We start from the raw sequence: 24,153 nt of genomic DNA on the forward strand, positions 1-24,153 counted from the left end.
TGTTAGTACGGCCAGTCTGCCGGCATCACAGTCGTCCCCCCCAGAGCGCGGCAATCCACGCATGACGTAAAGTTCGCCTGATACCCCTTGCCGGCCTGCGCTATCGGCGTCATGGAGCCCGAACCAAAATAGGCGATCAGGCTGTCCTTGATATTGGGAATGATGTGGTCCGTATCAAAACAGTTGAAATAATAGGGCCACGCGGGCAGCTGACCCCGGGAGATATACATGATCTCCTGCCGGACCGTCCCTGCCGATACAAATCCAATAACCGGTTCGGTCGGATCACTCAGACTGTGAATATTGCCCTTCACTGCCGAAGGCTGCACGTCGAAGATAGAACCCAGCGACTCCGTATTCTTCTGCATTATGCTCAGAAAATTATACGCATCCTCCGTCAATGCATACTGACGGACCGTTATCCGGTACAGCGAGCTGAGCTTAATGCTGCCTATATCGATGTTTAGCAGCGGGCTCCTGTAGATCTCATCCTGCGACAATTTCGCCGAGCTCGCAATGATTATGGACGTGGAATGACCGGACTCCCAGCAACGATACACCTGCTCGCTCGGCAGCCGGTCTACAACACTCACCGGATTGTCTACATAGATCAGCCCCGAACTCTCCGCGGAATGATACTCCCACACCTCGTCGTAAGCCCACTGATAATACCTCGTAGCATTCGCCGGATCGTGCGTATTGGCATAGATCGTCAGCTTGTCGGGATTCAGGACCCAGTTCACGCTGTCGATAGCCGGAGTCGGCTTATAGGCAACATAGTCCGATAGATACTCCTTCCCCCCGAGGTTTTTATCCGCAACCGGTATTTGACGCCGGTATTCAACGCCAGCGTATCTATGACGTATGTACCGCTCACCTGTTCGGCCAGTCGGAACACGCTGTTATTATCCCCCTCCACCGCAACATAAGCCCCTTTCTCGGGCGGCGACGCGGAATCCCCCGGCAGCTTCACCGTATGGCTCAGTACAAACTTCGTAGGGCCATTTCCGGTGATATAACCCTCCACGACAAGATAGCCCGTGTTCGGCGACTTATAGGGACTGACGTACTTGTCCTTGCATCCCCCAAGCGCCAGTAGCCCAAACAACAATAGATACACCCTCTTCATATAACATCAGTTAAACCGGATATTAAAATTGACGAACGGAATCGCACTCCCGAAGATCGACAGCTTGTATCCGTTGACAAGGCCGTTCTCCGAGACATAGTACACCGAATAGGGATTTCTCCTGCCGGTAAGATTATATACACCAATCGTCCAGGAATTGTGCGTCTTCTGGTGGACCTTATGGTTGCCGTCGATATTCATCGACCAGTCCATCCGGAAATAATCGGGGATCCTGTATGCATTCCTGTCCGCATACAACGTCCTCGGCGACCCGGCATAGTTGAACACCCCGATCGGAAGGGTTATCGGCCGCCCGGTACTGTAAGTAGCGTTCAGCGAAACGCTGAACCGATGCGTGAACCGGTAGTTGCTCACCGCCGTCACGTCATTCGGCTTGTCATAGTTCGCCGGATAATACTTGCCCTCATTGATCACCTCCCCCGCATTCGGATCGCTCTGACGCAGCAGGACCCTGGAATAGGTATAGCTGAACCAGCCATTGAGCTTGCCGGTTAGCTTCTTGATCAGCAGCTCTACCCCATACGCCTTGCCCTGCGTCTCCAGCACATCCGTCTCGATATGATGGTTCATGACCAGTTGCGCCCCGCTCTTGTAGTCGAGATAGTCCCTGATACGCTTATAATATACCTCGACCGAAGTCTCGACCGTATTGGCCTTGAAATTCCGGTACAGCCCCAGCGATACCTGGTCGCCATGCTGCGGCCTGATATTCGGATCGCTCAGCTTCCAGATGTCCGTAGGCGCTATGGCGGTGGTGTTCGACAACGAATGGATATACTGCCGCTGTGTATTGTAACCCGCCTTTATCGAAAGATTATCCGTCAGCACATACCGGCCGGAGACCCTGTACTCGGGACCGCCATAGGTTTTCATCACCTTGCCCGAACTATACTGGCGCGTCCCCAGCTCGATTGTCGGTCGTGACCGGCAGACCCGGCGCGTAAATATTGACCTGGCCCGGTCCGAGCGCATTGAAGACCGAGTACCTCACCCCCGCCTCTATCGACAGGTCATTGGTTATGGTAAATTTATCGCTCACATAGGCCGCACTCTCCTGCGCCTGCTCATTCTGCAGCACGTCCGGTATGACCAGCGACTTGGCCCCGACCGGCTCATAGCTGCCCGGATGCAGCTTGTAGCGCAGCGTATTCGCGCCAAACTCCAGCGTGTTGCTCGCGCTGATATACCAGTTGAAATGCGTCCGCAGATATAGCTGGTTGATATCGAATGCCAGCTGATAAGCGTTGACAGGATTCTGCCTGCTCGAGATCGAATACTGATACCGGTCATATCCTCCCGTGATCAGCATATACAGCTTGTTGTTGTAAATATGCTTCCACTTCAGGGACAGATTACGGTTGCCGTATCCATACGTAGTATCATTATTGAGATTGAAATGATCCTGGCTCAGATAACCGGTAAAATAAAGACTGTTCTTCTTATTGATCTCGTGGCTGATATTCAGGTTCACATCATAGAAGGACGCCTTACTGTTCTTGTACTGACTGGGCAGGTCCGCCAGCAGCCAGTTCGCATAAGTCGTCCTGCCTCCAAGGATAAAGGAGGTCTTGTCCTTGACCAGCGGCCCCTCGATATTCAGCCGGCTCGTCAGCAGTCCGATGCCCGCCGACCCCTGGAGCTCCTTCTTATTCCCCTCCCGGCTATTGATGTCCAGCACAGACGAAAGACGCCCGCCGAACCTCGCCGGGATACTGCTCTTATACAGCTCCACGTCCTTCACCACCTCCGGATTGAACGCCGAGAACATGCCAAAGAAATGCGCCGTATTATAAATGGTCGCGTCGTTGAACAACACCAGATTCTGGTCCGCCGAGCCGCCGCGCACATTCAGCCCCGTGCTCGCCTCCCCCACCGTCTTCACGCCAGGCATCGTCATCACCACCCGCAGCACGTCAGCCTCGCCAAACACTACCGGCACCTGCTTGATCGTCTTGATATCGATCTTCTGCACCCCCATCTCCGTCCGCTTCACATTGCTGGCTTTCTCCGCGCTCACAATCACCTTCTTCAGCGTCAGCACCTGCGTCCTCAGATCGATATTCAGTTTCCCGTCCCCATACACCATGATCAGCCTTCGCGTATCCCGCATGCCGATGCTCTGTATATTTAATAAATGCCGCCCTCTGGGCAGCGTGATCGAATAATAACCATACTGGTCGCTGGCGACCCCGATCCGGGGATTCTCTACATAGATGGAAGCACCAACTACCGGCTCACCCGTCTTCGCATCCCGCGCATACCCCGCAAGATGAACAGGCCCCGGTACCGGCGCCGCCGTCTTATCACCAATGACGAATAGCTTGTTCTCGATGGTAGAAACCGGCTCCTTACCCACGTCCTCCAGATAATCCCGAAGCGTATCATCCACGGCCGCTGTCTTCTCCGGCACCTTCTTGTCAAAATAGCCCGTCGGCAGACCCGTGTTGATCGCTTCCCCCTTTCCTATAAATATATGCCGCTGCCGGTCCACCGAATAGACGGCCTCGCTGCCGGTCAGCACCCGGTCCAGCGCCTTAAAAGCCGACAAACCATCCACGTCTATATCGATCCTCGTAGTGTCCAGCTCGAGCGTGTCATAATAAAGCCGGTATCCCGACTGCTTCTCTATCCCGTCCAGCGCCTCCCATACCCGCACCTGCTTCAGATGAAGACTAACCACCGCCTCCTGGGCAAAAGCCCCTTTACCCCGGAAAAAAGAAAGACAGACAACAACAGCTTAAAATAGGTAGTCCGACGCATTTCAGGTTTATTGATTATTTAGCCCGTCATACCAGGCCGTCACCTGGATCAATGTATTCTCCTTGTCCTTCCGCATGCTCAGCCGGTGACTCCGGATAAATTTCTTCATCTCCCTGCTCCGGTCTTTCATCGCAGCCGCCAGCCCAGCCTTAGTGTTCACCGGATGATAGGTTTTCCCCTTCAGAATATAATAGGACACAGCGGTGGCAATATACTTGCGGACACCTTCCTCAACCAGGCTCGCATCTTCCAGAATGGCCTTCTTCTCCCGTTTCAGCAGACTGATCCGGCCCCGGTACAGCTGCTCATAAAAACCAACGGCAGGCGCGGACGGGTTCAGACTGTCGGTCATCCGGATGAAAGAATGGTCCTCTATCGTAAAACTGTCGATCCGTTCGCTGAGCAAACTAATCTTAAAAGCCCCATACGGGTCGGTAATGACCACCTGGCCATAGACCTCATCGTATAGTATACGCTGGTCGTGGTATACGATACCCGCATACCGTATCGTCCCCGTCCGGACACTGTCCGAAAAATAAGGGTGACCGGTCTTCAGCAGATAAGTATAGATTAAATACTCAGGACCCCGGAACAGCGCCGGTTCCGGTGCGAGATAGGAATGATAATTCCTGAGCGCTTCGCCGAGGGCAGAGTCGGCAATAGCATCGCCTGAAAAATGCTGGGCCTTCACACCCATACACAGCAGGGAAAAAAGGATTGAAAAGCAGTATGCTCTGGTTGACAGTTTCATTACAGTATAAGGTCCGGCCACAACGGCCACGCTCAAGGTATGAAATCTCCCGCAATCAATTCCCCCGAATATCCTTCATCCATACCACCCCAACAATTTCCCGCCTGCCCCCAATCCACCTCCCTCCTACCCGGAGCCTCCGGCCCCGGGGACAAACCACCCCCGATCCCCTCCACCTCGCACCCGGCGGTCTCGCTCCGCCGACCCGGCCCCCAGAGCCCCGTTCCCCCGGCCGGCGGGCCGACCTACCCCAAAAAAGAAGACCCCCCAATAATGAGGAGGTCTTGACCCTTAAAACAACCTGTCGCATATCTTAAATACTGAGTATTAGTAACCTCTATATATATTTTATCCCTAAACGTAAATATATATAATATTAGTACTACCCGAATGTCGTTTTGTAACTACATTCAAAAAAAATTTAAAAATACCCCTAAACAGTCACCAGTTACCCCTCCCCGCCAACAAACCACCCCTGCCAGACTCACGATCACGCCCACCCACCGCCGAAAACCCCGAAACCACCCAAACACCCCGACGATTCGATCCCCTAAAAACCCAAAAAAACCTGTCTCAAACCCGAAAAAGCCTTCCCCAGGTTCCAACAATCTCCCCAAATCCCAACCTTCCTCCCTACCACCCATTCCAAAAAACCTTCCTTTCGGATACCCAACATCTTCATTTGGCAATCCGCCTCCACCCGCCAAAAATTGTCGTCTAACTTCCACCGCTGTTAAACCAATCAGCAGTATGAGAAAATTCTTATCAGCCACACTGGCATGCCTTATCCTGGCATCTATCGCCAATGCACAAACGCAGGAAGTCACGGGAAAAATAGTCGACTCCACAGGTGCCCCCATTTCCGGCGCCACACTAAAAGTAAAAGGCTCCAAAACCGGCGCCAGCGCAGCCCCCGACGGCAGCTTCAAAATAAAAATACCACACGGCAGCACCCTCATCGTCAGCTCCGTCCGGATTCACCCCGCAGGAGATCGGCAACGTCGGCACGTCCCCGCTGATGGTCACCCTCAACGGCAGCAACCGGACAATGAACGAAGTCGTCGTAACAGCCATCGGTATCAGCCGGGAAAAACGGGAACTCGGCTCCGCGACCCAGACCATCACCGCCGACCAGCTCAACCGCACCGGCTCCGGCAACCCCCTCAGCGAACTCAACGGAAAAGCCAGCGGCCTCACCGTCGTCAACAAGCTCAGGCGACCCCGGCGCAGGCACCTATATCCGCCTCCGCGGCGTAACCTCCATCACCGGCAACAACCAACCGCTGATGGTCGTAGACGGCGTACCCATCGACAACTCCATCAATACCTACGACCCCACCGGCGCGAGGCATCCTCGCGAGCGGCGCCAACGGCAACCTCACCGGCGGTACACAACCCACCAACAGAGGCGTCGACCTCAACCCCAACGATATCGAATCCGTCACCCTCCTCAAAGGACCCGCGGCCACCGCCCTCTACGGGATCCAGGCCGCAAGCGGCGCCCTCATCATCACTACCAAACGCGGAGGCGCAGGGCAAGGCCCCGTCATTTCGTTCAACTCCTCCACCTCCATCGACCATACCAACAAGCTGCCCGAACGCCAGAACATCTACTCACAGGGCGACAACGGCAAATACTTCGGCCCCACCGACGGATCAAGCAGCAAATTCACCTGGGGCGCACGCATCGACACCCTCTTTCGCAACGGCGTTGCCGACGCCTATGACCCCAACGGCAAGATCGTAGGCGCCTCCGACCCCACAAAAAGACCAGGGCCGTCGCATACGACCCCTATAAATTCTTCCGCACGGGACTCACGTACTAACAACAATATCGCCCTCTCCGGCGGAAACAGCAAGACAGCCTACCGTATGTCCCTCGGCAACCTCCACCAGCTCGGCGTCATCCCACAAACCAAATACGACAAAACTACTTTTAACATCAACGGCCAGGCCACCCTCTCCAGCCGCTTCACCATTTCAGGAGGCATCAACTTCATCCGCGGCGACAACGACAAGGCGCAACAGGGTTCCAACACCTCCGGTGTCATGCTGGGGCTTCTCAGAACACCCACCACATTCGATAACTCCAACGGACTAAGCGATCCCGTCGACAACCCCGCGTCTTATGTGCTGCCCAACGGCAAAGAAAGAGACTACCGCGGAGGACCCGGCTACGACAACCCTTACTGGACCGTCAACCGCGTCATTTTCCACGAAGACCTACTCCGGGCATTCGGCTACGGACAGGCCAGCTACCAGCTCTCCTCGACTGGATAACCATCGCCTACAAGTTAGGTGGCGACATCTACTCCCAGAACGACAAGAACGCCTACGACATCGGCTCCAACATCGCCCCCGCCGGCGCCGTCCACCTCTCGAATTTTTACAACCAGCAATACAACTCCGACATCACCGTCAGCCTGAAAAAAAATCTTACAAGCGACCTCTCCTCCTCCCTCCTCGTCGGACACAACTATTTCACGCTAAACCAGCACACCAAACTTTCACACGGAACCGGCCTCACCCTACCGGACTTCCTCGACATGGCCAACGCCCAGTCCTACACGAACCAGGAGTTCGACTCCCGAAAAAGGAGCTCCGCATTCTACGCCGAAGGCCACCTTTCCTGGAAGGACATGCTCTTCCTCACCCTCACAGGCCGCAGAGAGACGTCTTCAACACTTCCAGCAAAGAACAACAGCTTCTTCTACCCCTCCGCCAGCCTGGCATATGAGTTTTACAAGTCCGGAGGCGCAAACACAGTCCTCAGCTACGGCAAACTCCGGACATCCTTCGCCCAGGTAGGCAAAGACGCCCCGACCCACAGCCTCGAAACATACTACCTCCCTTCAGCCGTGTCCGACGGGTTTACCACCGGCCTCGTATATCCCATCAATGGCAACACCGGCTATCAGTTCGGCTCATCGGTCGCCATCATCGGCAACCCCAATCTCAAGGCGGAAAAAACCAGCTCCTTCGAGTTCGGCACCGACCTCGGCTTCTGGAAGAACAGAGTCTCCCTCAACGCGACGCTGTATTACTCCCGCTCTTCAGACGTGATCCTGACCGTCCCGGTCGCCTTCACGTCCGGCTTCGCCGCCGAACTGCTCAACGCAGCCGTCATCACCAATAAAGGACTCGAGATCACACTGAACACCACTCCGCTTCGGTCCAACGACTGGCGATGGGACCTGAACTTCAACTGGGCGCGCAATATCAACCTCGTCAAGTCCCCGGCGCCCGGAGTCGACCGCGTCCTGCTCGCCGGCTTTACCAACGGAGAGGTCGACGCCGTCGCTGGCAAGCCTTTTGGCGTGATCTACGGCACCACATACGTTCGCTCCAACCCGTCAGACGTCAAAAGCCCGCTGCTGATCAACGATAGAAAAGGAGACGACGGCTACGGCATGCCAATAGTCAGCAACCAGTCGATGGCACTCGGACAGATAGACCCCGACTGGACCGCATCCGTCATCAACAACCTGACATTTAAAGGATTCACGCTGGGCGTCCAGGTAGACATTCGCCACGGTGGCAGTCTGTGGGACGGCACGCGGGGCGCAATGACCTATTTCGGGACTTCTCAGCTGACCGCCAACCGCGGACAGGCCACCAGCTTCAAGGGCGTGGCAGGGCACCTGAACGACAACGGCGATGTCGCCCAGCTTCGACGCCGCGGGGAACGAAACACTAAAGCCCGGCGGCCCCAATACCGTGGCTTCCTCGCTTAACGAATTCTACTATCAGAATATCGGCAACAGCTTCATCGGGCCTATCGAGGCAAACATCGAGAACAGCGGCTTCGTCCGCATCAGACAGGCGAGCACTGGGATACCAACTGCCCGCCACCGTATTGAAGAACATGCACCTGAGAAGCCTGTCCCTCACCATTTTCGCTAACAACCCGGCCCTCTGGACAAAATATAAAGGCGTTGACCCCGAGACAAGCCTCGCAGGCCCTGCCAACGGACAAGGCCTCGACTATTTTAACAACCCCGGCATCAGAAGCTACGGCGTCCGCCTCGGCCTGAGCCTCTAAAATCAACACCATGAAATATACATATCTTCTATTGATCCTGCTGGCAGCGTCAGCATGCAAAAAATCCTTTTACACGAACGTCAACATCAACCCCAACGCCCCTCTCCAAACAGCATCGTACCCAGCGTGCTCCTCCCTTCGGTAGAAGGCGCTCTGGCCTATATGCAGGGCGGAGACCTCTCCCGGTTTTCGGCGCTCAATCTTCAACAGGTCACAGGCAACGCCCGTCAGGCTCAGGCCTTCTCTCAATATACCTATACTCTGCAGGATTTTGACGCCGTCTGGGGAATATCTACGCCGACGTCCTCGAGAACAACGAGGTCCTGTTGCAAATGGCCGACGCAAAAGGCTACCACGCCTACAGCGGAATCGCACGCATCCTGAAAGCATATACGATGCAGCTCGCGGTTGACAACTGGGGATCCGTGCCCTACAGCAACGCCCTGCTCGGCAACTCCGGTAACCTCAAACCTGCCTTCGACAACGACCGAAAACTCTACGACACCATCGCAAAACTCACTACGGACGGCATCGCACAGCTCAGCAACAGCGACCGCGGAGTGCTCACTCCCTCCGACGACGACGCCGTCTACGGCGGGAAAGCCGGCCTTTGGATAAAATTCGCCCACGCCATCCGCGCACGCCTCTTCCTCCACCAGAGCAAAGGCAGCACAGCTATGGCAGCCAGCGCGCTCGGGGAAATAAACCAGTCCTTTACGTCCAATGCCGACAACGCACAATACGTCTTCGGCAATACCGAGACCAGCGCCAATCCCTGGTACCAGTTCAACGAACAGCGCACGGACATCAGCTTCAACAACGCTACTATGGTAGACGTGATGACCATCCTGAAAGATCCACGCCTGCCCATACTCATCGACACCGCTAACGACGCCCTTCTGTATTATGGCGTGATCAACGCGCCGGTGGAATTCATCACCTACGACGAGCTCCTGTTCGCCGGCGCCGAAGCCACACTGCGCAACGGAGGTACAACCGCCGCGGCAAATGTGCTCTACCAAAAAGCCATCAAAAACAATATGCAGAAACTGGGAGTAAAAGACGCGGACATCGACACCTATATAGCCTTTATAGAATCCCTCACCCTTACCAACGACGTCGACCAGTCCATCAAACTGATCGCCACCCAGGAATATTTCGCCCTCTATCTCAACCCGGAAGCATGGACGCTCTGGCGCAGGACCAACAGCCCCACGCTCACACCAGTGACCAGCGCGGGCGTCCCCCGCCGGCTGCTCTATCCCCAGTCGGAATACTCTTACAACAAGGCCAACACACCGGCTTCTGTCACCCTCTATTCCCCAAGAATTTTCTGGGATAACTAAGCCGCCAACCAAACCTGCAACCGGGAGCCCCGGCTCCCGGTCTTACCTATTCTCCAGCCACCCCAAAAAACCCGTCGTCTTCTCCTTCCCGATCAACAGCTTGTCGGGCGCATCCACCACCAGTTTCACAAACAGCTTCCGTGCAGAATAATGCTCCAGCTTCCTTGATCGCACTAAAATTTACCAGATACTGTCTGTTCAGCCTGTAGAACTGCCTTGGAGACAGCTGAGCCTGCACCTGATCCATCGACTGGGGCAACGGATACATCTGACGCTGAAAGGTCATGATCGTAGTCGAATCATAACGGATAAAAATAAAGGCTATCGAATCCGTCTGAACAGTAGTGTATTTATTGTCTTTAAAAACCAAAAAACTCTTCTTGCCCTCATCCACCCCGATCTTCTTCAGCAACCCATCCAGATCTGTCGCGCTATTCTGCTGGAAAAAATTCTTGAACCCTTCGACCTTCACAAAAGCGGCCTCCACATCCTCCTGGGAAAAAGGCTTTAGCAGATAGTCCACTCCATTGGCCTTGATCGCCTCCATCGCATACTCGCCATACGCGGTACAGAAAACTATCGGACAATTGATCTTCACCGACTTCGCGATCTCGAAAGACAGTCCGTCGGAAAGCTGGATATCCATAAAGATCAGATCGGGCTGCTCATTGTTGGTAAGAAAGTCGACCGCACCCTCGATGCTCTGTATACTGGCTACGACACGGGCATCCGGCCGCAGTTTGGAGATCAGGCTGGCAAGCGACTTCGCGGCTTTTACTTCATCTTCAATTATGACTATATTCATAGATTACCGGGAGTTTTATGGTAAATAAATTTTCGCTGGGCCTGATCTCGATCTCCTTCCCCAAAAGATGCACATAGCGCTGATTGATATTTTCCAGCCCCATGCCCGTGGATGCTTCTGGTACTTTCTTCAGCTGGATATTGTTCTGTACAATGATAAACCCACCATCGGAATAGACCCTTATCTTCAACGGCCGGTCCAGGGACACGATATTGTGCTTGATACAATTCTCGACCAGCAGCTGCAGGGTAAAAGGAGGCATCAGGGAATTATGGAGACCCTTGTCCACCGATACCGTCAGATCGATCCCCTCTTCGAAACGGGCGCGCAATAAATAAACATAGGCATCCATGATCTCCAGCTCCTGAGAGACCTTGATCAGGTCTAGTTTTCTGCTCTCCAGCGTGAAACGATAAAAATTCGACAGCTTCAGAATGAAATCTACCGTATGCTCATCCCCGCTCTCCGCCATATACTTCAGCGTATTCAGACTGTTGAACAAAAAATGCGGATTCACCTGCTGCCTCAGCAGCTCGAACTGGGCGCCTAAATTATCGGTTCTGCTCCGCTCGAGCTCGATACTCACCTGCTGGTTATGGTAGCTCTGATACAAAAGGTGAATGAACATATAAAAAGTAAGACTCAAAAGGATCCCCCTCACTTCGATCATCAGCATCTGCGGACCAAATTCGAGATGCGTCAAAAGAAATTGCTGAAGACAGGCCAGCAGGAACATCACCGCTATCCCCAGGAGCAGGTTCTTGACGAGCCGCCCGACCGAAAAACCCTTGGCGATATCCCGCGAAGAATACACCGGCAGCGTGACCATATTATAATACCACACAAACAGCGTAAACAGGAACGTGATGACGGAATTGGCGATGGTTTCGTATATATTGAAATGCCGCTCCGCTATCTTGGGTACCGCCATCAGGATCCCCAGCAATGCAGAGCTGAACCATATGATCTTGTTGGCGACCTTGAATGTCATTTGTTTCATCCCGCGAAATTATGCTTTAATATGGTTGGCCGAACGGCCCTATTGTCCAGTTCAGCCCCCAATTTGCCTGGCTTACGTTTTTGTGCTGTTCCGTCCCGTCATTTTGAGTTCAATTTGCATAAACAAATTACAAACACAATGAAACGCACGATCATAATAGCAACCATGATGCTATCACTGTTGGTCCTCGGGATCATATCGGTCCCTGGCTCGCCCGTATCCAACGCGCTGTTCGCCACCTCTAAGCAGATCCCCCCGGACCCTCAGCACAAAGGCTTCGCGGTCATCGAACTCTTCACCTCCGAAGGCTGCTCCAGCTGCCCGGCTGCCGACGAACTCGTCGCCGACATACAGAAGGAGAACCCCGAAAAACAGATCTATGTCCTCGCCTTCCACGTCGACTACTGGGACCGCCAGGGGATGGAAAGACAGATTCAGCAACCACGAGTTCACCGAAAGACAACAGCTCTACTCCAGCTGGCTCAACCTTGAAACGATCTATACGCCACAGGTCGTCGTCAATGGTTCCACCGAATACGTCGGCTCTGACGCACCCCATATTTTAAAGGCGGTATCCAACGGCCTCGGCCACGACCCCGCCAACAATCTCATCATAGACTGCGGACTCGTGGGCAAAAGGCTGACCGTAAATTATCAGTCTACAGCGACCGAAAAAGACGACGAGGTTCTGCTGGCCCTGGTCCAGCGATCAGCCCAGTCCTCCGTACGCGGCGGCGAGAACGCCGGTCGGAGCCTCTCCCACGTCCAGATCGTTCGCCAGCGCGGTCCACGCAAAACCCAACAGCAAAAAGCCGGCGACCATCGACCTGCCCGCCGATTTCAACCCGAAAGAATGGCAGCTCGTCGGCCTGGTGCAGAACAGCACCACCGGCCACATCTCCGCCGCAACCAAATTCGATTTCTAACATGATCAACAGACCAACACCATTCATTATGAAAAAGACAGTACTATCCATTCTAACGCTTTCGATCATCACCCTCACCGCCCCGGCCAAAGCCCAGTCCGCCAACCCTCCGGTCAAAAACATCGTCATCGTCCACGGGGCCTTCACCGATGGCTCCGGCTGGCAAAAAGTACACGACCTCCTGAAGGCCCGCGGCTATAAGGTCACCGTCGCGGCCCCGCCCAATACCGGTCTCGACGAAGACGTCGCCGCCACCAATCGCGCGATCAACCAGCAGGACGGCCCCGTCATCCTCGTAGGCCACTCCTACGGCGGAGCCGTCATTACCGAAGCAGGCAACAACCCGAAGGTTACAGGCCTGGTATACGTCGCCGCCTTCCTCCCCGACGAAGGAGAAACGCTCGGGAAAGTAGTCATGTCCTTCCCGGCAGAACGCACCGCCGGCGGTGCGCTCCCTCCCGACAGCAACGGCTACATCCTCTACAACCCCGCAAAATACCACGCCGACTTTTGCGCCGACCTATCAAAGACGGAAGCCGACTTCATGGCCGATTCCCAGATGCCGATCGCCGCTTCTGTCTTTGGATATGTCTTTAAGAACCCGGCATGGCGCGCAAAACCCACCTGGCAGATCATCACTACAGAAGACCACGCCCTCCCCACAGGTCTCCAGAAGATCATGGGTAAAAGAGCCGACAGCCATGTCACCGAGATCAAAAGCAGCCACGTAGTATTCATCTCCCACGCCAAAGAAGTCGCCGACGTCATCGCGGCAGCCGCCAAAGGCGCGTCCAAATAAAACCGCAATACCACAAAAAGGGAGGGACCATCGGATCCCTCCCTTTCTCTTTCCCCCTATTTTTAAATAGAACTACTTAATCCACCGATGGTTTAAACTTAAAATCCTAAACAACCGCCCCTCACCTGATCGAACAGGCGAAAACACGTTGTTATTTTGTTATACCAATTCAACGTCAAAAAACCATTTTTATGAAAGCCCTCTCCTTCATCCCCCGCTCCGCCCAAAAAGCCGCCGTCATCCCCTTTGAACCCTCCGCCAGCCGCATAAAAGTATCCCTTCACCAACTGGTCAACGACCTGCTGGCGAGCCTCCAACCCCTGGCTATGAAAAGGAATAACATCGTCCTCAACGGAGTACCCCGGGGTCTATGCTTCATCGCCGAAGAAAACCTGCTGGCCTACGTACTCTGGAATATGATCAATTCCGTTGTCAGCAACAAAAAGAACGAATGCATCCACGTCCAGACCCTGGTCGACGACGATCGCACCATGATCTGCGTAAAGGACGCCGGCAACTACCTCTACCGCTCCCTCGCCGCCGATTACCGCAAGCTGCAGGACGCCGCGGAAAAGGTCGGTGGTTGCCTCAACGTCTATAATGACGAAAAATACGGTAGCAACATCGTCTTCAGCATCTCCAACACCCGGATGGCCGTCTAGCCCGCCCAACCCCTCTACCCCGCCTAACCCTCACCCCCTTCAGGCTTCACCTCAGCGTGCGTCCCCTCAACCCCGTTATGTCCGGCCTCCGTCCCCTCGGGCTTCACCGCCTCAATCCCATCGTGTCCAGCCTCCGTCCCCTCAGGCTTCACCACCTCAATCCCATCGTGTCCAGCCTCCGTCCCCTCGGGCTGCTCCCCGGTAATACCGTCCGGCTGAGCCTCCTCCGTCCGATAATCCGTCCCTTCCTTCTTCCTCCCCAACCTCTTCCTAAACCATGCCCCCACTCCGGCAAAAGCCAGCAATATAAACTTCCATAAAGGAGCCAGGAACTTCAGTATCACGGCAAAAAATCCAACCTTCGCCAGTATCTTCCCCGCTACCAGCGCGCCAATAGTCCACGCCGCCACCTTATCGACCTTCGGATCAAAATCAAAATATGAATTCCCGTCCGTAAAACTCGCCACACCCAACACCTTCGAAATATCCCTGTCCACAAGCGGAAGATCATACATCTTCCCCACTGCATTCAGCGAAACCATCCCCTTCCTCCCCAATATCCTGATCTCATAGTTCAGCGTATGCGGCCCATCTTCACCCCCAAACGCTATCTCCTTGGCCCAATGAAGAATTTTTCTCTGCTTGTCGTAATAAGGTTTCTCCGCCCAGCCGACAACATGTACCGACGGATAACCCGCCTTCGACCTTTTGTCATTCTCTTCCTTCTCCTCATTCTGCAGATTCTTCAGCATTTCATCATAATTGATCTTGTCGGCATCCTCATCTTTTACATAGCCGATCTCGCTATACGTAACCACAAAGGCATAATTGCTATCGGCAAACGGATCCGATCCCTCAGGAAAGATCATCCCGATCACTTCCTCTGCGGCCGATTCCGGATTACCCCACAGCTTCGTAAGCACATACTTGCTCTGGTCCTTGTCAAGGAACTTGAAACCGGTAGGGACATCCAGCTTCACCTGCCCGCTGGCCGTCTTAATCACACCAGTACTGTATTTCAGCGCATTGTTAACGGAGTCCTTGAATTTTTCGACGATTTTCTCGTAGTAGACCGACGAATCGGTCGGGTCATTAGCCCTGGTTCCAACGGTCAGCAATAGCAGAAGAGGCAGTAGGAGTTTGTTCTTCACTTTTTTCATCCAATATGTAAATTTTTATTTACAATGACTAACGCCTTTACCACAAAAACACACCTTTTACGACAATCCTGCCTCTATCAGTACGTAACTTTCACATCCAGCGCCCGACCCGCCTCCACAGTGAGATTCCTAAAGTAAAGCATCAACCGCTGTCCGTCTTTTTTCATACCATAGGGTACCGACTGCCCGCCGAGGCTAACGGCCACACTCTTCGAAGTCAGACCCGCTGGCAGCTCAACATCGAGCTCCCGCAACGGCAGCCGCCCATGACTGACCTGTATCGAATTGACCTGAAGCCCTGTCGAACGCCGCTGACCAAGCGTCCCCCAACCCTCCGCAGCGCTGAAAAATCCACGGAAATTCTCCGGCTGCAGACGCGGCGCAAATCCCAGCGTAGAGTCCGGGCCGTTATACGAATAACCTTCGATAGCAAGCAGCACACCCCAGCTCGCCATCGCCCGGGCATAGTGATCTCCGCACTCCACCTCATTCCATGGATTGTGTTTATTCGGCTGATAACGGTCATCGACCGCCTTCACTATCGAAAGCGCCTCACCCGTCATTCCCGCATAGAGCATACTCGTCGCGACCTGGTACTCGATACCCGTCCATACTTCGTCCCGATAGCGAACCCCGTTTTCTCCGGGATGAGGGCTATGCGGCCAGGTACAGATAAACAGACCTGCTTCCCCCGGGTCCGCATAGTCGCGCTCAGCAGGATGCAGTTTATTCTGCACACCCACATCCGGCGCCCAGTTGTAACGCCATATCGACCGCAAAGCAGATAAAGTCTCATCGGCAGGGTAAATATCGCCCAGACCCGTAAGATCGGCCCAGGTCTGACCGAAGACCTGGTCTGCCAGACAACCATGTCCATACTGATACTGCGGGTGCGCTCCGAGATCTACGTCCTGAATAAAATATTCGCCATTAAAAAGACGGCGGCTGGTATTTTCACTTCCCCGCTGCGCGAGCAGCTGACACGAATCTGCAAACACCGTATCCCGCATCACCCTCGCCATCCGCTCCGTCGCCCTCAAAGCACCGAGATACAAACCACCCACATACGTATTGGCCCCATAAAAAGCGATATCATAGGTATTCGGCTGCACCGTCTCGATCAGACCATCGGCATTGCCGTCGACCTTTATCAAATATTGCATCGCACGTTTTAGCCTCGGCCAGTTGCGCGCCAGGAACAGTCCGTCCTTGCTCATCAGATGTTCACGCCACGCCTTGAGAAGCGTTCCCGCGTCGCCGTCGATGAGAACACCATAGCCCCCGTCCCGGGCCAGAATACTTCCGTCCTCCTGAAAAGAGACCGATAGGTCCGTCTGCTCCCGGATATTGCGATCCAGCTCGGGAAAAAGATGCGCCATCCCCTGCTCATAGTTCCATACATGCGTACAGGTACCCACACAGCTGCCAACCCCTTCCCAGGCCCAGAACTTACCCGTCGCCCACCACTGACAGGTCTCGGTGGCCAGCGTGGAAAGCGGCATCAGCAGACGCCGGTTCAGCCAGTAGGGAATAGTAGATTGATAATACGCGTCATGAAACGCAAACGTCTCCGTCTTCAGCCGGGGCAGATTACCCTTCATCCATCGGACGACATCCAGCGAGCCGGAGAACCAGTTGGCATAGTTGTTTCCAACCACAGGCCCCGATATGCTCAGCGGCCTGTTCCACCCCGTGTCTACATAATGCGGACGATTGGGAAAATACCAGGACAACACAAACACCACCGTCCTTCGGGCATGCGGAGCCAGCCTGACCGTCACACCCACAGCCCCGACAAGAGGCTCTCCCAGTGGCTGGCTCGCCTCAGCCCCACCGCTACTCGCCGCAGTTCCGTCTCCCTTCTCTAGTACACTCAAACATACATTCCCATTATACGGATGAGTCGCGGGAATATCATCGCTCTGCAAATCCATATACACCGCCGTAAGTCCCGTATCCTTAACTACCCGGTTATGACTCATTCCCCTGATCTTCCCTTTCAGATCCAACCCCACCATATTCTGCAGCTTCCCCTCCAGCCTGACGCTTCGGGCCACCGCCGACGAATTCACCAGCGTGTACTGCAGAACGGTCGCCGGAGTAGCCGACTCCCGCGCATCCAATGGAATAAAAGGAGAATACACCTGCAGCTGTACATCCACAGGCAAAGGATGATTCTTGTCTTTGTATTGAACCGTCGCCACCGGATACTCGCCGGTAAAAACAATCGCATCGAAACCAGTCTTGTCCAGAGGCCGCGCCGGCGCACCATCCACCCGGATGGTAAACCCCTGATCGATATAACTCACCGGTTCGTAACTCTGATAGCACACCTTCCACGGACCCAGCGCGGTCGGGAACTTCGTGAGATTCTTTACCCCATACCCGGTATTATAAGCATTGTTGGCGATCCACCAGCCCGCGAGCGTTCCGTCACCGCGTACATAAAGTTGTCCGGCAGCAATCCCGCCGCAAGGCATACCGATGGTCGAAAGATCATTTCCGGTAAACGGCCGCCGGGCCGTATCATACAGGGACTTCTGCCAGGCGGCGTCCAACCCTTTATCCGCGGGCACGAGATGCGAGGCATCTATCTGGGCCACGGCGCGAAGCCCAATCAAAAAAAGATGTACAACAATCGTTTCATGGGGTAAAATTTACAAAATAAACCCCACAATCTATCGTATCAGCAGCAGCGTCCCCTGCTTTCTCACCAATACCCCCTCCGACGTCGTTGCCTGCAATACATAAACATAGGTTCCCGTCGGGGCGCTATTACCTCCGATCATCCCATTCCACCCAACCTCGACATTCGAAGTCTCAAAAACCTTCGCGCCATTTCTGTTAAACACGATCAGGCTGAACCCCTTTGGATCGTCCCCCGTCTTCACCCGAAAAACATCGTTCTTTCCGTCTCCATTGGGAGTAAAAGCATCGGGTACGGAATAGAGAAGACAATCCGGGCCGATGTCCAGCGTGACCTGCGCAGTAGCAGTACACCCGTTGTCGTCCGTTCCCGTAACTGTAGTATTGTATATTATTCTGTAGTCGTACAAGAGGATCGGCAATACCGGCATTCGAAAGCCCCGTAGCCGGGCTCCACTGATAAGAACTGGCGCCATAAGCCTCCAGCGAAACGGTACTTCCCGCACACAGCGGAGACGTCAAAGGCGCGATGCCAACTTTAGGACCAGGGTTGACCGTCACGAGATGCTGTATCTGTCCCTGACACCCACCCGAAGTTTCCTTCAGCGTCACCAGATTGGAATTACCGGCCGCCCACTGTACCTGATATGGACCCGCACCCGACCCCGTCACCGTCGCGCCGCTCCCGAAATCCCACGTATACTGCGCCCCATTCGACGCCGCCGCGGTTATCGTCGTCGCCTTGCCCTCACACGCATTCGACCAGCTGAACTGCACCGTCGGCGCTGCCTTAACCGTCACGTCCACCTCCTTCCGCTGACTCTCACAACCTGTCGCCGGCACCTGACTCACAAAATAGCTGACCATACCCGCCACATTAGTGGAAGGCACCGGCGCCGCAGAAACCCCCGTCCCACCGCTGGCAACCGTGTACCACATCAGGCTCGCACCCGTAGCCGCAGTCGCCGTCAGCGCCGGGGCGACGTCTCCAACACAATAGCTCGGCGAAGACGCCGCTGGCGCCACAGCCCCGGCGTTTATCGTTACAGTAATAGGTGCCCGCGGACTCTCGCACCCCGACACCGTCTGAGTGACATAATAAGTGGTCGACCCGGCACTGGCGGTCGAAGGAGTCGGTGCCGTCGACACACCCACACCACCTGCCGCAACCGTATACCAAAGCAGTCCACTGCCAGTCGCCGTCAGCGCCGTGGCCACACTATTCTGGCAATACGGTTGAGGACTCGTCGCCACCGGCGCCGCCGCCCCGGCGTTTATCGTTACAGTAACAGGCGCGCGGGGACTCTCACACCCCGACATCGTCTGAGTGACATAATAAGTTGTCGAACCCACACTGGCAGTCGAAGGAGTCGGCGCCGTCGACACACCCACACCACCGGCAGCAGCCGTATACCAAACCAAAGCATTACCCACTGCATTTAACTGCGAAGATGGACCATTCTGACAATAAGCCGTCGGATTGGACACCCCTGGTGCCGGAGGCGCGGAGCTTATCGTTACCGTAACAGGCGCCCGCGTGCTCTCACACCCCGACACCGTCTGAGTGACATAATAAGTTGTCGACCCGGCACTGACCGTCGATGGCGTCGGCGCCGTCGACACACCCACACCACCGGCCGAAACCGTATACCAAAGCAGCCCCGTACCCGTCGCCGCAAGCGGCGATGCCACACTATTCTGGCAGATCGGAGTCGAAGCCCCTACCGTCGGCGCCACCGCCCCGGCATTTACCGTGACCGTAACAGGCGCCCGCGGACTCTCACAACTCGACGCCGGCGTCTGACTAACATAATAAGTTGTCGAACCCGTACTCACAGTGGACGGCGTCGGCGCAACAGGATCCCCCGTCCCACCGGAAGAAACAGTATACCAAAGCAAATTACTTCCCGTCGCCGTCAGCTGCGATGCCACAACATTCTGACAATAAGCAGGCGGATTCGTCGCCGTGGGCGCCGCCGCCACCGTTCCCTTGACCTGCTCATAAGGTCCAATATCCATATTGGTTCCCTGATATCTGCTCTGGCCGCCAAAATCATTTTCCGACGGGCTCGCCCAGGGAAATCCCGCATCCACCACCGGGCTACAGGGCGGGACATGAAAATCACCTCCCGCGGCGTTGGCAAACATAGGGTCTGCGTCGATATTGCTACCGGAAGGAAGCGAGCCATTTATATCACAGGTTCCTATCGTAACAGGGGAGTTCCCATTGGCATATCCACCAGCATAGGGCGAGCCGGATTTCCAGAGGATACAATCTATCAGATCGAACCTGTAGTTAGACCCGGTCGTAAGGCTGGTAAACAACGGTACAGCCTCATTGTAAAAAAGGCAGCCTTCCAGATCTGTCCAGGAATTGCTGGCTGCATTATCCATCGACTGATAGACCACCGAGGCATTTGCACCAGAGACAGTATTGTTGTTGAAGATGCAACTATGAAAAGTAAACGGGGCCCAATCACCATTGCTGGCGATCGAGGCCGAAGCGCCGCCATATATCGCCTGATTACCGTCGAACAAACACTGATAGATATTGGTATTCGTTTGCTGCCCCCCATCCCCAAACCCACCAATTGCGCCGCCATAAACTGCAAAATTGCCGGTGAAAATGCAATTGTACAACTCTGTATAACTGATCTCACCGGGATGGGCCAACACCAATAACCCACCCCCGGTATTATCCGGCGCTGCAATTGAACTGGCAGGATAGCCGGCGTCCGCCTGTCCATCCCGCACAGTGAAGCCGTACAAATCGGAATTACTCGTGCCGTTCTGAATAGTGACCACATGATAACAATTGTCCGTCCGGTCTCCTATAACGCCGATATCCCCGCTAAGGATTGTGGGATAGAGAGTCGGATTCCGCTGCGTCTCGGCTGTTTCTGTTCCATTAAACCCACCATAGAGATTTGCTCCCCCCGGAAGCCTGAAAGTCGCCGAACGACCTGCTGGCAAAGACGGCTTATAGGTACCCTGGGCAACCCAGATATGATCGAATATACCCGAGATGGCCAATGCCGCCTGCAGATCATTAAAGGCCGTCGCCCACGACGTTCCCGCCCCCGGCGTCGGGTTATTGAGGTTAACGTAGCGTACAACTGCTAAACTTTTGCAAAAGAAAGAAAAAAGAAAAATACTCAGGATACTCAGGATTCGGGTCGTTTTCGCGATCATATCAGCTCGTTGCGATTAGGTTTTAGCGTTAGTCTATAACTAAGGTCCGTTCTTCAGACGTCTAACGTATATATATAATATTTAGTCTATCCCTTCCTGATATTAACAAACGGCATAACCGCCGCCACCCCACTCTCCCCAAAAGGACAAAAAGGCCGCCGAAACTTTAGCGGCCACAGCATCACTATTTGACTAATAAAAATGAAGCGTCCAGAAATCCTTCAGTCCGTCGAGCCCCGCAGTTCCCCCCGCCACATAGATATTCCTCCCGATAAAGAAAGGTCCCGCCTGATCACGCGCAGCCCCTATATTCGGCAGGCTCGTCCATACATTGCTGGTAGCGTTATACTTCCAGAAATCCCTATAAAATCCGCTGTTGTCACTACCCGTTCCGGCATAGCCAAAACCCAGGCCGCTGAGTCCAACCCCATGCGCCCGCCCATTCGCCGGGAAGGCCAGCTTCTTCGCCCATGCATTGGCGACAGCATTGTATTGCCAGAGATCGGTAAGATACACCGTAGGTTGCCCGCTCTCGTAGTTCAGCCCCGAACACACATAACCGCCCTGTCCGATCACAAACGACATCGTACCCTCTCTCCTGCTGCCGGGAAAAGCGGCAATCCTCGACCACTTGTCCAGTGCCGGATCGTACTGATAAAAATCCTCCAGATCCGGATGCGGATGTTCCCCATCGAAGATCCGATGACCGGCATCGGCGGCGCCCTCGCCCTCGCCCCCGGCTTCTACAAACCCTCCGAAACAGACGGTCCCATCATCTACCTCAACGCCAATCCCGACGTCCAGCGCGTCCTCGACAAGATCACAGCCGCAGGAGGAAAGATCGTCGTTCCAAAAACAGAAATATCGCCGGAATACGGACATATGGCAGTATTCATCGACACCGAAGGCAACCGCGTCGCCCTGCACAGCATCCCTCCTCCGCGCGGCTAGACACCCCGCGTCCCCGTCACTTCAACTCCGCCGGCACGGAAACATGTTCCTGCACGATCACCCATTTCCCCCCGACCTTGCGGTAACCATCCGTAACACGCACCCATCGGTCGACCGGACGCCCCTGCTTGTCCGTCCCGGTCACATGCTGCCTGCTGTGACTAAATCCGATATTGCCCTCCACCGTAATCCCCAGTTCAGTAATTTCAATCTTAGGTCTTCCGTTGAAATGAGAGAAAAAGTCCACCCAATCCGCCCTGTATGCATCAGCCCCCAGATACTGCTTTCTCGGCACGACGTCGAAAACCACAAGGCTTTCGTCCGGAATATAATTCTTCATCATCGCGTCGATATCTCCCGCATTGAACGCCGCAACAAATCTGTCCGCGAGAGCGCGGATCGCCGCCTCGTCGCCCGATTGGACCACTGTGTCTACTTTCATATCAAATGCCTATGCAAAAACTAATCCATTGCACATCCTCCCAAATGGCGTACCTTAACATTCCATTTAACCCCAAAACGAGACGTTCGTGAAACTTTTTTTGCTGAGCATCTGCTTTATCGCAGCGGCAACCTTTCTCTATTCCGCACACCGCGGATCAGTCGCCAAAGCCGCGACTGTCAATGAAATAGCCGGCGTCAACAAACCCCTCTTCAGCGATTTCATGGGCATAAACGGCCACTTTACGTTTAAGCCGGAACTTTACGGAAAGCTGTGCCGTCTGGTCCGCAACTACCACAATATCGAATGGGACGCAAAACAACCCGGCGACCCTCTAACGATCCCCGCTACGACCAACCACGTCAACTGGAAGAACGACGTATACGGCCCCTGGAAAAAGCAAGGCTTCACTACCGATATTTGCCTGCAGTTCGGAAAGTTCGCCAACAACCACCAATACCCCGTCAGCGAATGGAAAGGAAAAGAAAAATGGATTTATAATTACGGTAAAAGCCTGGCCGCATTCTTCGGCCCCTCGGGCACAGAAAAACTCGCCACTTCCTTCGAGATCGGCAACGAGCCGGGAAAACGCATCGACGCCGCCGACTACGCGACTATCTTCAGACAAATGGCGTCGGGCATCAGAGCCGGCGACCCAAAAGCGCTCATCCTCACTCCCGCCGTCCAGGCCGCGCCGGCGAACGACTACTATCAGGACCTCAACAGTATTTATGCCGACAAGGATATCCTGCCACTGTATGACGTTATTAACGTACATACATATCCCACACTCCCCAGATCCGCGACTTCGGAGAACACCTGGAACTGCAGCTACCCGGAAGATTCCTCGCTGACCTACATGCAGCAGGTAGACGAGTCCATCAGATGGCGCAACCAGCACGCCAGAGGCAAACGACTGTGGGTAACCGAATTCGGGTACGACGCCTGTACCCCCGCCGCCATGCAGAACCGAAAAGACTGGGCGCTCCGCCTCAACTGGCAGGGAGCCACGGACCTCGAGCAGGCGCAGTACCCGGTGAGGTCCTTCTTCGCCATGGCAACCAGAGACGTGGACCGCGCCTATATCTATGACTATGATGACGAAGACGAACCCTCCTTCCACGGGTCTTCCGGCCTAACCCGAAAATTCCAGCCCAAAATGTCATTCTGGGCAGTCAAACAACTCTACGAAACACTGGGTAACTATAGATTCCACCGCATCGTAACCAGCCAACCCGGCAATCTGTTCGTATACGAATTCGAGCAGGGCAACGACAAAACCAAAAAGATCTGGGTCGCCTGGTCCCCCACCGGCGCCAAAACCCAGGAAAAAGACAGCTACCACCCCCGGTCAGCCAAACTAACCCTCACCCAACTACCCGCCAAACCCACAAGCGTCATCGGCATGGCCACCTCCGCCAATCCCGCCCCCACACCCCAATGGCAGCAAACAGGCCCCACCTCGATCACCCTCACAGTCACCGAAAGCCCGGCCTATATTGTAATGGGGAAATAAAAAGA

25 protein-coding genes and 1 pseudogene are annotated in these 24,153 nt (G+C 54.6%); 12 read left to right on the plus strand and 14 right to left on the minus strand.

Annotation, left to right across the window (positions count from 1 at the left end):
• Window positions 1-2 precede the first annotated feature (2 nt).
• The 5 genes and pseudogenes from ACQ86N_RS33960 to ACQ86N_RS33980 form a co-directional block, all read right to left on the minus strand.
• Window positions 3-1,129: pseudogene (locus ACQ86N_RS33960) on the minus strand (DUF4249 domain-containing protein).
• 6 nt (window positions 1,130-1,135) lie between these two features.
• Entirely contained in the window at window positions 1,136-2,026 is an 891-nt protein-coding gene (locus ACQ86N_RS33965) for a hypothetical protein (RefSeq protein ID WP_431210919.1), read from the minus strand.
• Window positions 2,027-2,036: 10 nt separating this feature from the next.
• The gene (locus ACQ86N_RS33970) at window positions 2,037-3,830 is read right to left on the minus strand and encodes a TonB-dependent receptor (RefSeq protein WP_431210920.1); all 1,794 of its coding nucleotides are present in this window, start codon (window positions 3,828-3,830) and stop codon (window positions 2,037-2,039) included.
• An 87-nt stretch (window positions 3,831-3,917) separates the two neighbouring features.
• Window positions 3,918-4,607 (minus strand): hypothetical protein, encoded by a 690-nt coding sequence (locus tag ACQ86N_RS33975; protein WP_431210921.1) that lies wholly within the window; start codon window positions 4,605-4,607, stop codon window positions 3,918-3,920.
• Between the two features lie 464 nt (window positions 4,608-5,071).
• Window positions 5,072-5,509, minus strand: a complete 438-nt coding sequence (locus ACQ86N_RS33980; RefSeq protein WP_431218020.1) for a hypothetical protein — start codon at window positions 5,507-5,509, stop codon at window positions 5,072-5,074.
• Between ACQ86N_RS33980 and ACQ86N_RS33985 the strand changes: the two genes are divergently transcribed.
• Window positions 5,412-5,918, plus strand: a complete 507-nt coding sequence (locus ACQ86N_RS33985) for a carboxypeptidase-like regulatory domain-containing protein (RefSeq protein WP_431210922.1) — start codon at window positions 5,412-5,414, stop codon at window positions 5,916-5,918. The genes ACQ86N_RS33980 and ACQ86N_RS33985 overlap by 98 nt on opposite strands.
• Here the strand turns inward: ACQ86N_RS33985 and ACQ86N_RS33990 are convergent.
• Entirely contained in the window at window positions 5,873-6,130 is a 258-nt protein-coding gene (locus tag ACQ86N_RS33990) for a hypothetical protein (protein ID WP_431210923.1), read from the minus strand. The genes ACQ86N_RS33985 and ACQ86N_RS33990 overlap by 46 nt on opposite strands.
• A gap of 403 nt (window positions 6,131-6,533) precedes the next feature.
• Between ACQ86N_RS33990 and ACQ86N_RS33995 the strand changes: the two genes are divergently transcribed.
• From ACQ86N_RS33995 to ACQ86N_RS34015, 5 genes are all read left to right on the plus strand, one after another.
• Window positions 6,534-6,941 (plus strand): hypothetical protein, encoded by a 408-nt coding sequence (locus ACQ86N_RS33995; protein ID WP_431210924.1) that lies wholly within the window; start codon window positions 6,534-6,536, stop codon window positions 6,939-6,941.
• Window positions 6,942-6,967: 26 nt separating this feature from the next.
• Window positions 6,968-8,395, plus strand: coding sequence for a TonB-dependent receptor domain-containing protein (locus ACQ86N_RS34000; protein ID WP_431217707.1), 1,428 nt, complete (start codon window positions 6,968-6,970; stop codon window positions 8,393-8,395).
• 131 nt (window positions 8,396-8,526) lie between these two features.
• Complete coding sequence (locus ACQ86N_RS34005; protein ID WP_431210925.1) at window positions 8,527-8,703, plus strand: hypothetical protein; 177 nt, start codon at window positions 8,527-8,529, stop codon at window positions 8,701-8,703.
• A 54-nt stretch (window positions 8,704-8,757) separates the two neighbouring features.
• A complete protein-coding gene (locus ACQ86N_RS34010; RefSeq protein ID WP_431210926.1) occupies window positions 8,758-9,087 on the plus strand; it encodes a hypothetical protein in 330 nt (109 codons plus the stop codon).
• A complete protein-coding gene (locus ACQ86N_RS34015) occupies window positions 9,036-10,049 on the plus strand; it encodes a SusD/RagB family nutrient-binding outer membrane lipoprotein (RefSeq protein ID WP_431210927.1) in 1,014 nt (337 codons plus the stop codon). Before ACQ86N_RS34010 ends, ACQ86N_RS34015 begins: the two co-directional genes overlap by 52 nt.
• Window positions 10,050-10,095: 46 nt before the next feature.
• Here the strand turns inward: ACQ86N_RS34015 and ACQ86N_RS34020 are convergent, their stop codons facing one another.
• Together ACQ86N_RS34020 and ACQ86N_RS34025 are read right to left on the minus strand one after the other, a co-directional pair.
• Window positions 10,096-10,854 carry a LytR/AlgR family response regulator transcription factor gene (locus ACQ86N_RS34020; RefSeq protein ID WP_431210928.1) on the minus strand — a complete coding sequence of 253 codons (759 nt, stop codon included), beginning with the start codon at window positions 10,852-10,854 and terminating at the stop codon, window positions 10,096-10,098.
• Window positions 10,835-11,854 carry a sensor histidine kinase gene (locus ACQ86N_RS34025; protein WP_431210929.1) on the minus strand — a complete coding sequence of 340 codons (1,020 nt, stop codon included), beginning with the start codon at window positions 11,852-11,854 and terminating at the stop codon, window positions 10,835-10,837. The genes ACQ86N_RS34020 and ACQ86N_RS34025 overlap by 20 nt, the downstream gene beginning before the upstream one ends.
• A 138-nt stretch (window positions 11,855-11,992) precedes the next feature.
• Between ACQ86N_RS34025 and ACQ86N_RS34030 the strand changes: the two genes are divergently transcribed.
• The 4 genes from ACQ86N_RS34030 (at window position 11,993) to ACQ86N_RS34045 (ending at window position 14,241) form a co-directional block, all read left to right on the plus strand.
• A complete protein-coding gene (locus tag ACQ86N_RS34030) occupies window positions 11,993-12,346 on the plus strand; it encodes a DUF1223 domain-containing protein (protein ID WP_431210930.1) in 354 nt (117 codons plus the stop codon).
• Window positions 12,234-12,785: a DUF1223 domain-containing protein gene (locus ACQ86N_RS34035; protein WP_431210931.1), complete on the plus strand. Its 552-nt coding sequence runs from the start codon at window positions 12,234-12,236 to the stop codon at window positions 12,783-12,785. Before ACQ86N_RS34030 ends, ACQ86N_RS34035 begins: the two co-directional genes overlap by 113 nt.
• Window positions 12,786-12,808: 23 nt before the next feature.
• Window positions 12,809-13,579: an alpha/beta hydrolase gene (locus tag ACQ86N_RS34040; protein WP_431210932.1), complete on the plus strand. Its 771-nt coding sequence runs from the start codon at window positions 12,809-12,811 to the stop codon at window positions 13,577-13,579.
• A gap of 191 nt (window positions 13,580-13,770) precedes the next feature.
• Entirely contained in the window at window positions 13,771-14,241 is a 471-nt protein-coding gene (locus ACQ86N_RS34045; RefSeq protein WP_431210933.1) for a hypothetical protein, read from the plus strand.
• Window positions 14,242-14,264: 23 nt separating this feature from the next.
• Here the strand turns inward: ACQ86N_RS34045 and ACQ86N_RS34050 are convergent, their stop codons facing one another.
• The 5 genes from ACQ86N_RS34050 to ACQ86N_RS34070 all read right to left on the minus strand — a co-directional run bounded on the left by ACQ86N_RS34050 (window position 14,265) and on the right by ACQ86N_RS34070 (window position 21,824).
• Complete coding sequence (locus tag ACQ86N_RS34050; protein WP_431210934.1) at window positions 14,265-15,401, minus strand: DUF2167 domain-containing protein; 1,137 nt, start codon at window positions 15,399-15,401, stop codon at window positions 14,265-14,267.
• Between the two features lie 77 nt (window positions 15,402-15,478).
• Complete coding sequence (locus ACQ86N_RS34055; protein WP_431210935.1) at window positions 15,479-18,004, minus strand: GH116 family glycosyl hydrolase; 2,526 nt, start codon at window positions 18,002-18,004, stop codon at window positions 15,479-15,481.
• A 75-nt stretch (window positions 18,005-18,079) separates the two neighbouring features.
• Window positions 18,080-18,292: a gliding motility-associated C-terminal domain-containing protein gene (locus tag ACQ86N_RS34060; RefSeq protein WP_431210936.1), complete on the minus strand. Its 213-nt coding sequence runs from the start codon at window positions 18,290-18,292 to the stop codon at window positions 18,080-18,082.
• Entirely contained in the window at window positions 18,246-21,239 is a 2,994-nt protein-coding gene (locus ACQ86N_RS34065) for a hypothetical protein (RefSeq protein ID WP_431210937.1), read from the minus strand. The genes ACQ86N_RS34060 and ACQ86N_RS34065 overlap by 47 nt, the downstream gene beginning before the upstream one ends.
• A gap of 192 nt (window positions 21,240-21,431) precedes the next feature.
• Window positions 21,432-21,824 (minus strand): hypothetical protein, encoded by a 393-nt coding sequence (locus tag ACQ86N_RS34070; RefSeq protein WP_431210938.1) that lies wholly within the window; start codon window positions 21,822-21,824, stop codon window positions 21,432-21,434.
• A 90-nt stretch (window positions 21,825-21,914) separates the two neighbouring features.
• Between ACQ86N_RS34070 and ACQ86N_RS34075 the strand changes: the two genes are divergently transcribed.
• Complete coding sequence (locus tag ACQ86N_RS34075; protein ID WP_431210939.1) at window positions 21,915-22,190, plus strand: hypothetical protein; 276 nt, start codon at window positions 21,915-21,917, stop codon at window positions 22,188-22,190.
• A 16-nt stretch (window positions 22,191-22,206) separates the two neighbouring features.
• Here ACQ86N_RS34075 and ACQ86N_RS34080 read toward each other — a convergent pair whose 3' ends face one another.
• Window positions 22,207-22,632 (minus strand): YybH family protein, encoded by a 426-nt coding sequence (locus ACQ86N_RS34080; protein ID WP_431210940.1) that lies wholly within the window; start codon window positions 22,630-22,632, stop codon window positions 22,207-22,209.
• An 88-nt stretch (window positions 22,633-22,720) separates the two neighbouring features.
• On the opposite strand from ACQ86N_RS34080, the gene ACQ86N_RS34085 reads away from it, so the two are divergent.
• Complete coding sequence (locus ACQ86N_RS34085) at window positions 22,721-24,148, plus strand: cellulase family glycosylhydrolase (protein WP_431210941.1); 1,428 nt, start codon at window positions 22,721-22,723, stop codon at window positions 24,146-24,148.
• Window positions 24,149-24,153: the final 5 nt, after the last annotated feature.

This window comes from Puia sp. P3, assembly GCF_050632245.1.
Taxonomy (GTDB): Bacteria; Bacteroidota; Bacteroidia; order Chitinophagales; family Chitinophagaceae; genus Puia.

Excerpts from the sequence above, each read along its gene's own strand:
- ACQ86N_RS33975 (WP_431210921.1), bottom strand. The coding sequence starts at position 4,607 with ATGGGTGTGAAGGCCCAGCATTTTTCAGGCGATGCTATTGCCGACTCT.
- ACQ86N_RS33985 (WP_431210922.1), top strand. The coding sequence starts at position 5,412 with ATGAGAAAATTCTTATCAGCCACACTGGCATGCCTTATCCTGGCATCT.
- ACQ86N_RS33995 (WP_431210924.1), top strand. The coding sequence starts at position 6,534 with ATGTCCCTCGGCAACCTCCACCAGCTCGGCGTCATCCCACAAACCAAA.
- ACQ86N_RS34005 (WP_431210925.1), top strand. The coding sequence starts at position 8,527 with ATGCACCTGAGAAGCCTGTCCCTCACCATTTTCGCTAACAACCCGGCC.
- ACQ86N_RS34010 (WP_431210926.1), top strand. The coding sequence starts at position 8,758 with ATGCAAAAAATCCTTTTACACGAACGTCAACATCAACCCCAACGCCCC.
- ACQ86N_RS34015 (WP_431210927.1), top strand. The coding sequence starts at position 9,036 with ATGGCCGACGCAAAAGGCTACCACGCCTACAGCGGAATCGCACGCATC.
- ACQ86N_RS34020 (WP_431210928.1), bottom strand. The coding sequence starts at position 10,854 with ATGAATATAGTCATAATTGAAGATGAAGTAAAAGCCGCGAAGTCGCTT.
- ACQ86N_RS34025 (WP_431210929.1), bottom strand. The coding sequence starts at position 11,854 with ATGAAACAAATGACATTCAAGGTCGCCAACAAGATCATATGGTTCAGC.
- ACQ86N_RS34030 (WP_431210930.1), top strand. The coding sequence starts at position 11,993 with ATGAAACGCACGATCATAATAGCAACCATGATGCTATCACTGTTGGTC.
- ACQ86N_RS34035 (WP_431210931.1), top strand. The coding sequence starts at position 12,234 with ATGTCCTCGCCTTCCACGTCGACTACTGGGACCGCCAGGGGATGGAAA.
- ACQ86N_RS34040 (WP_431210932.1), top strand. The coding sequence starts at position 12,809 with ATGAAAAAGACAGTACTATCCATTCTAACGCTTTCGATCATCACCCTC.
- ACQ86N_RS34045 (WP_431210933.1), top strand. The coding sequence starts at position 13,771 with ATGAAAGCCCTCTCCTTCATCCCCCGCTCCGCCCAAAAAGCCGCCGTC.
- ACQ86N_RS34050 (WP_431210934.1), bottom strand. The coding sequence starts at position 15,401 with ATGAAAAAAGTGAAGAACAAACTCCTACTGCCTCTTCTGCTATTGCTG.
- ACQ86N_RS34065 (WP_431210937.1), bottom strand. The coding sequence starts at position 21,239 with ATGATCGCGAAAACGACCCGAATCCTGAGTATCCTGAGTATTTTTCTT.
- ACQ86N_RS34070 (WP_431210938.1), bottom strand. The coding sequence starts at position 21,824 with ATGTCGTTTGTGATCGGACAGGGCGGTTATGTGTGTTCGGGGCTGAAC.
- ACQ86N_RS34075 (WP_431210939.1), top strand. The coding sequence starts at position 21,915 with ATGCGGATGTTCCCCATCGAAGATCCGATGACCGGCATCGGCGGCGCC.
- ACQ86N_RS34080 (WP_431210940.1), bottom strand. The coding sequence starts at position 22,632 with ATGAAAGTAGACACAGTGGTCCAATCGGGCGACGAGGCGGCGATCCGC.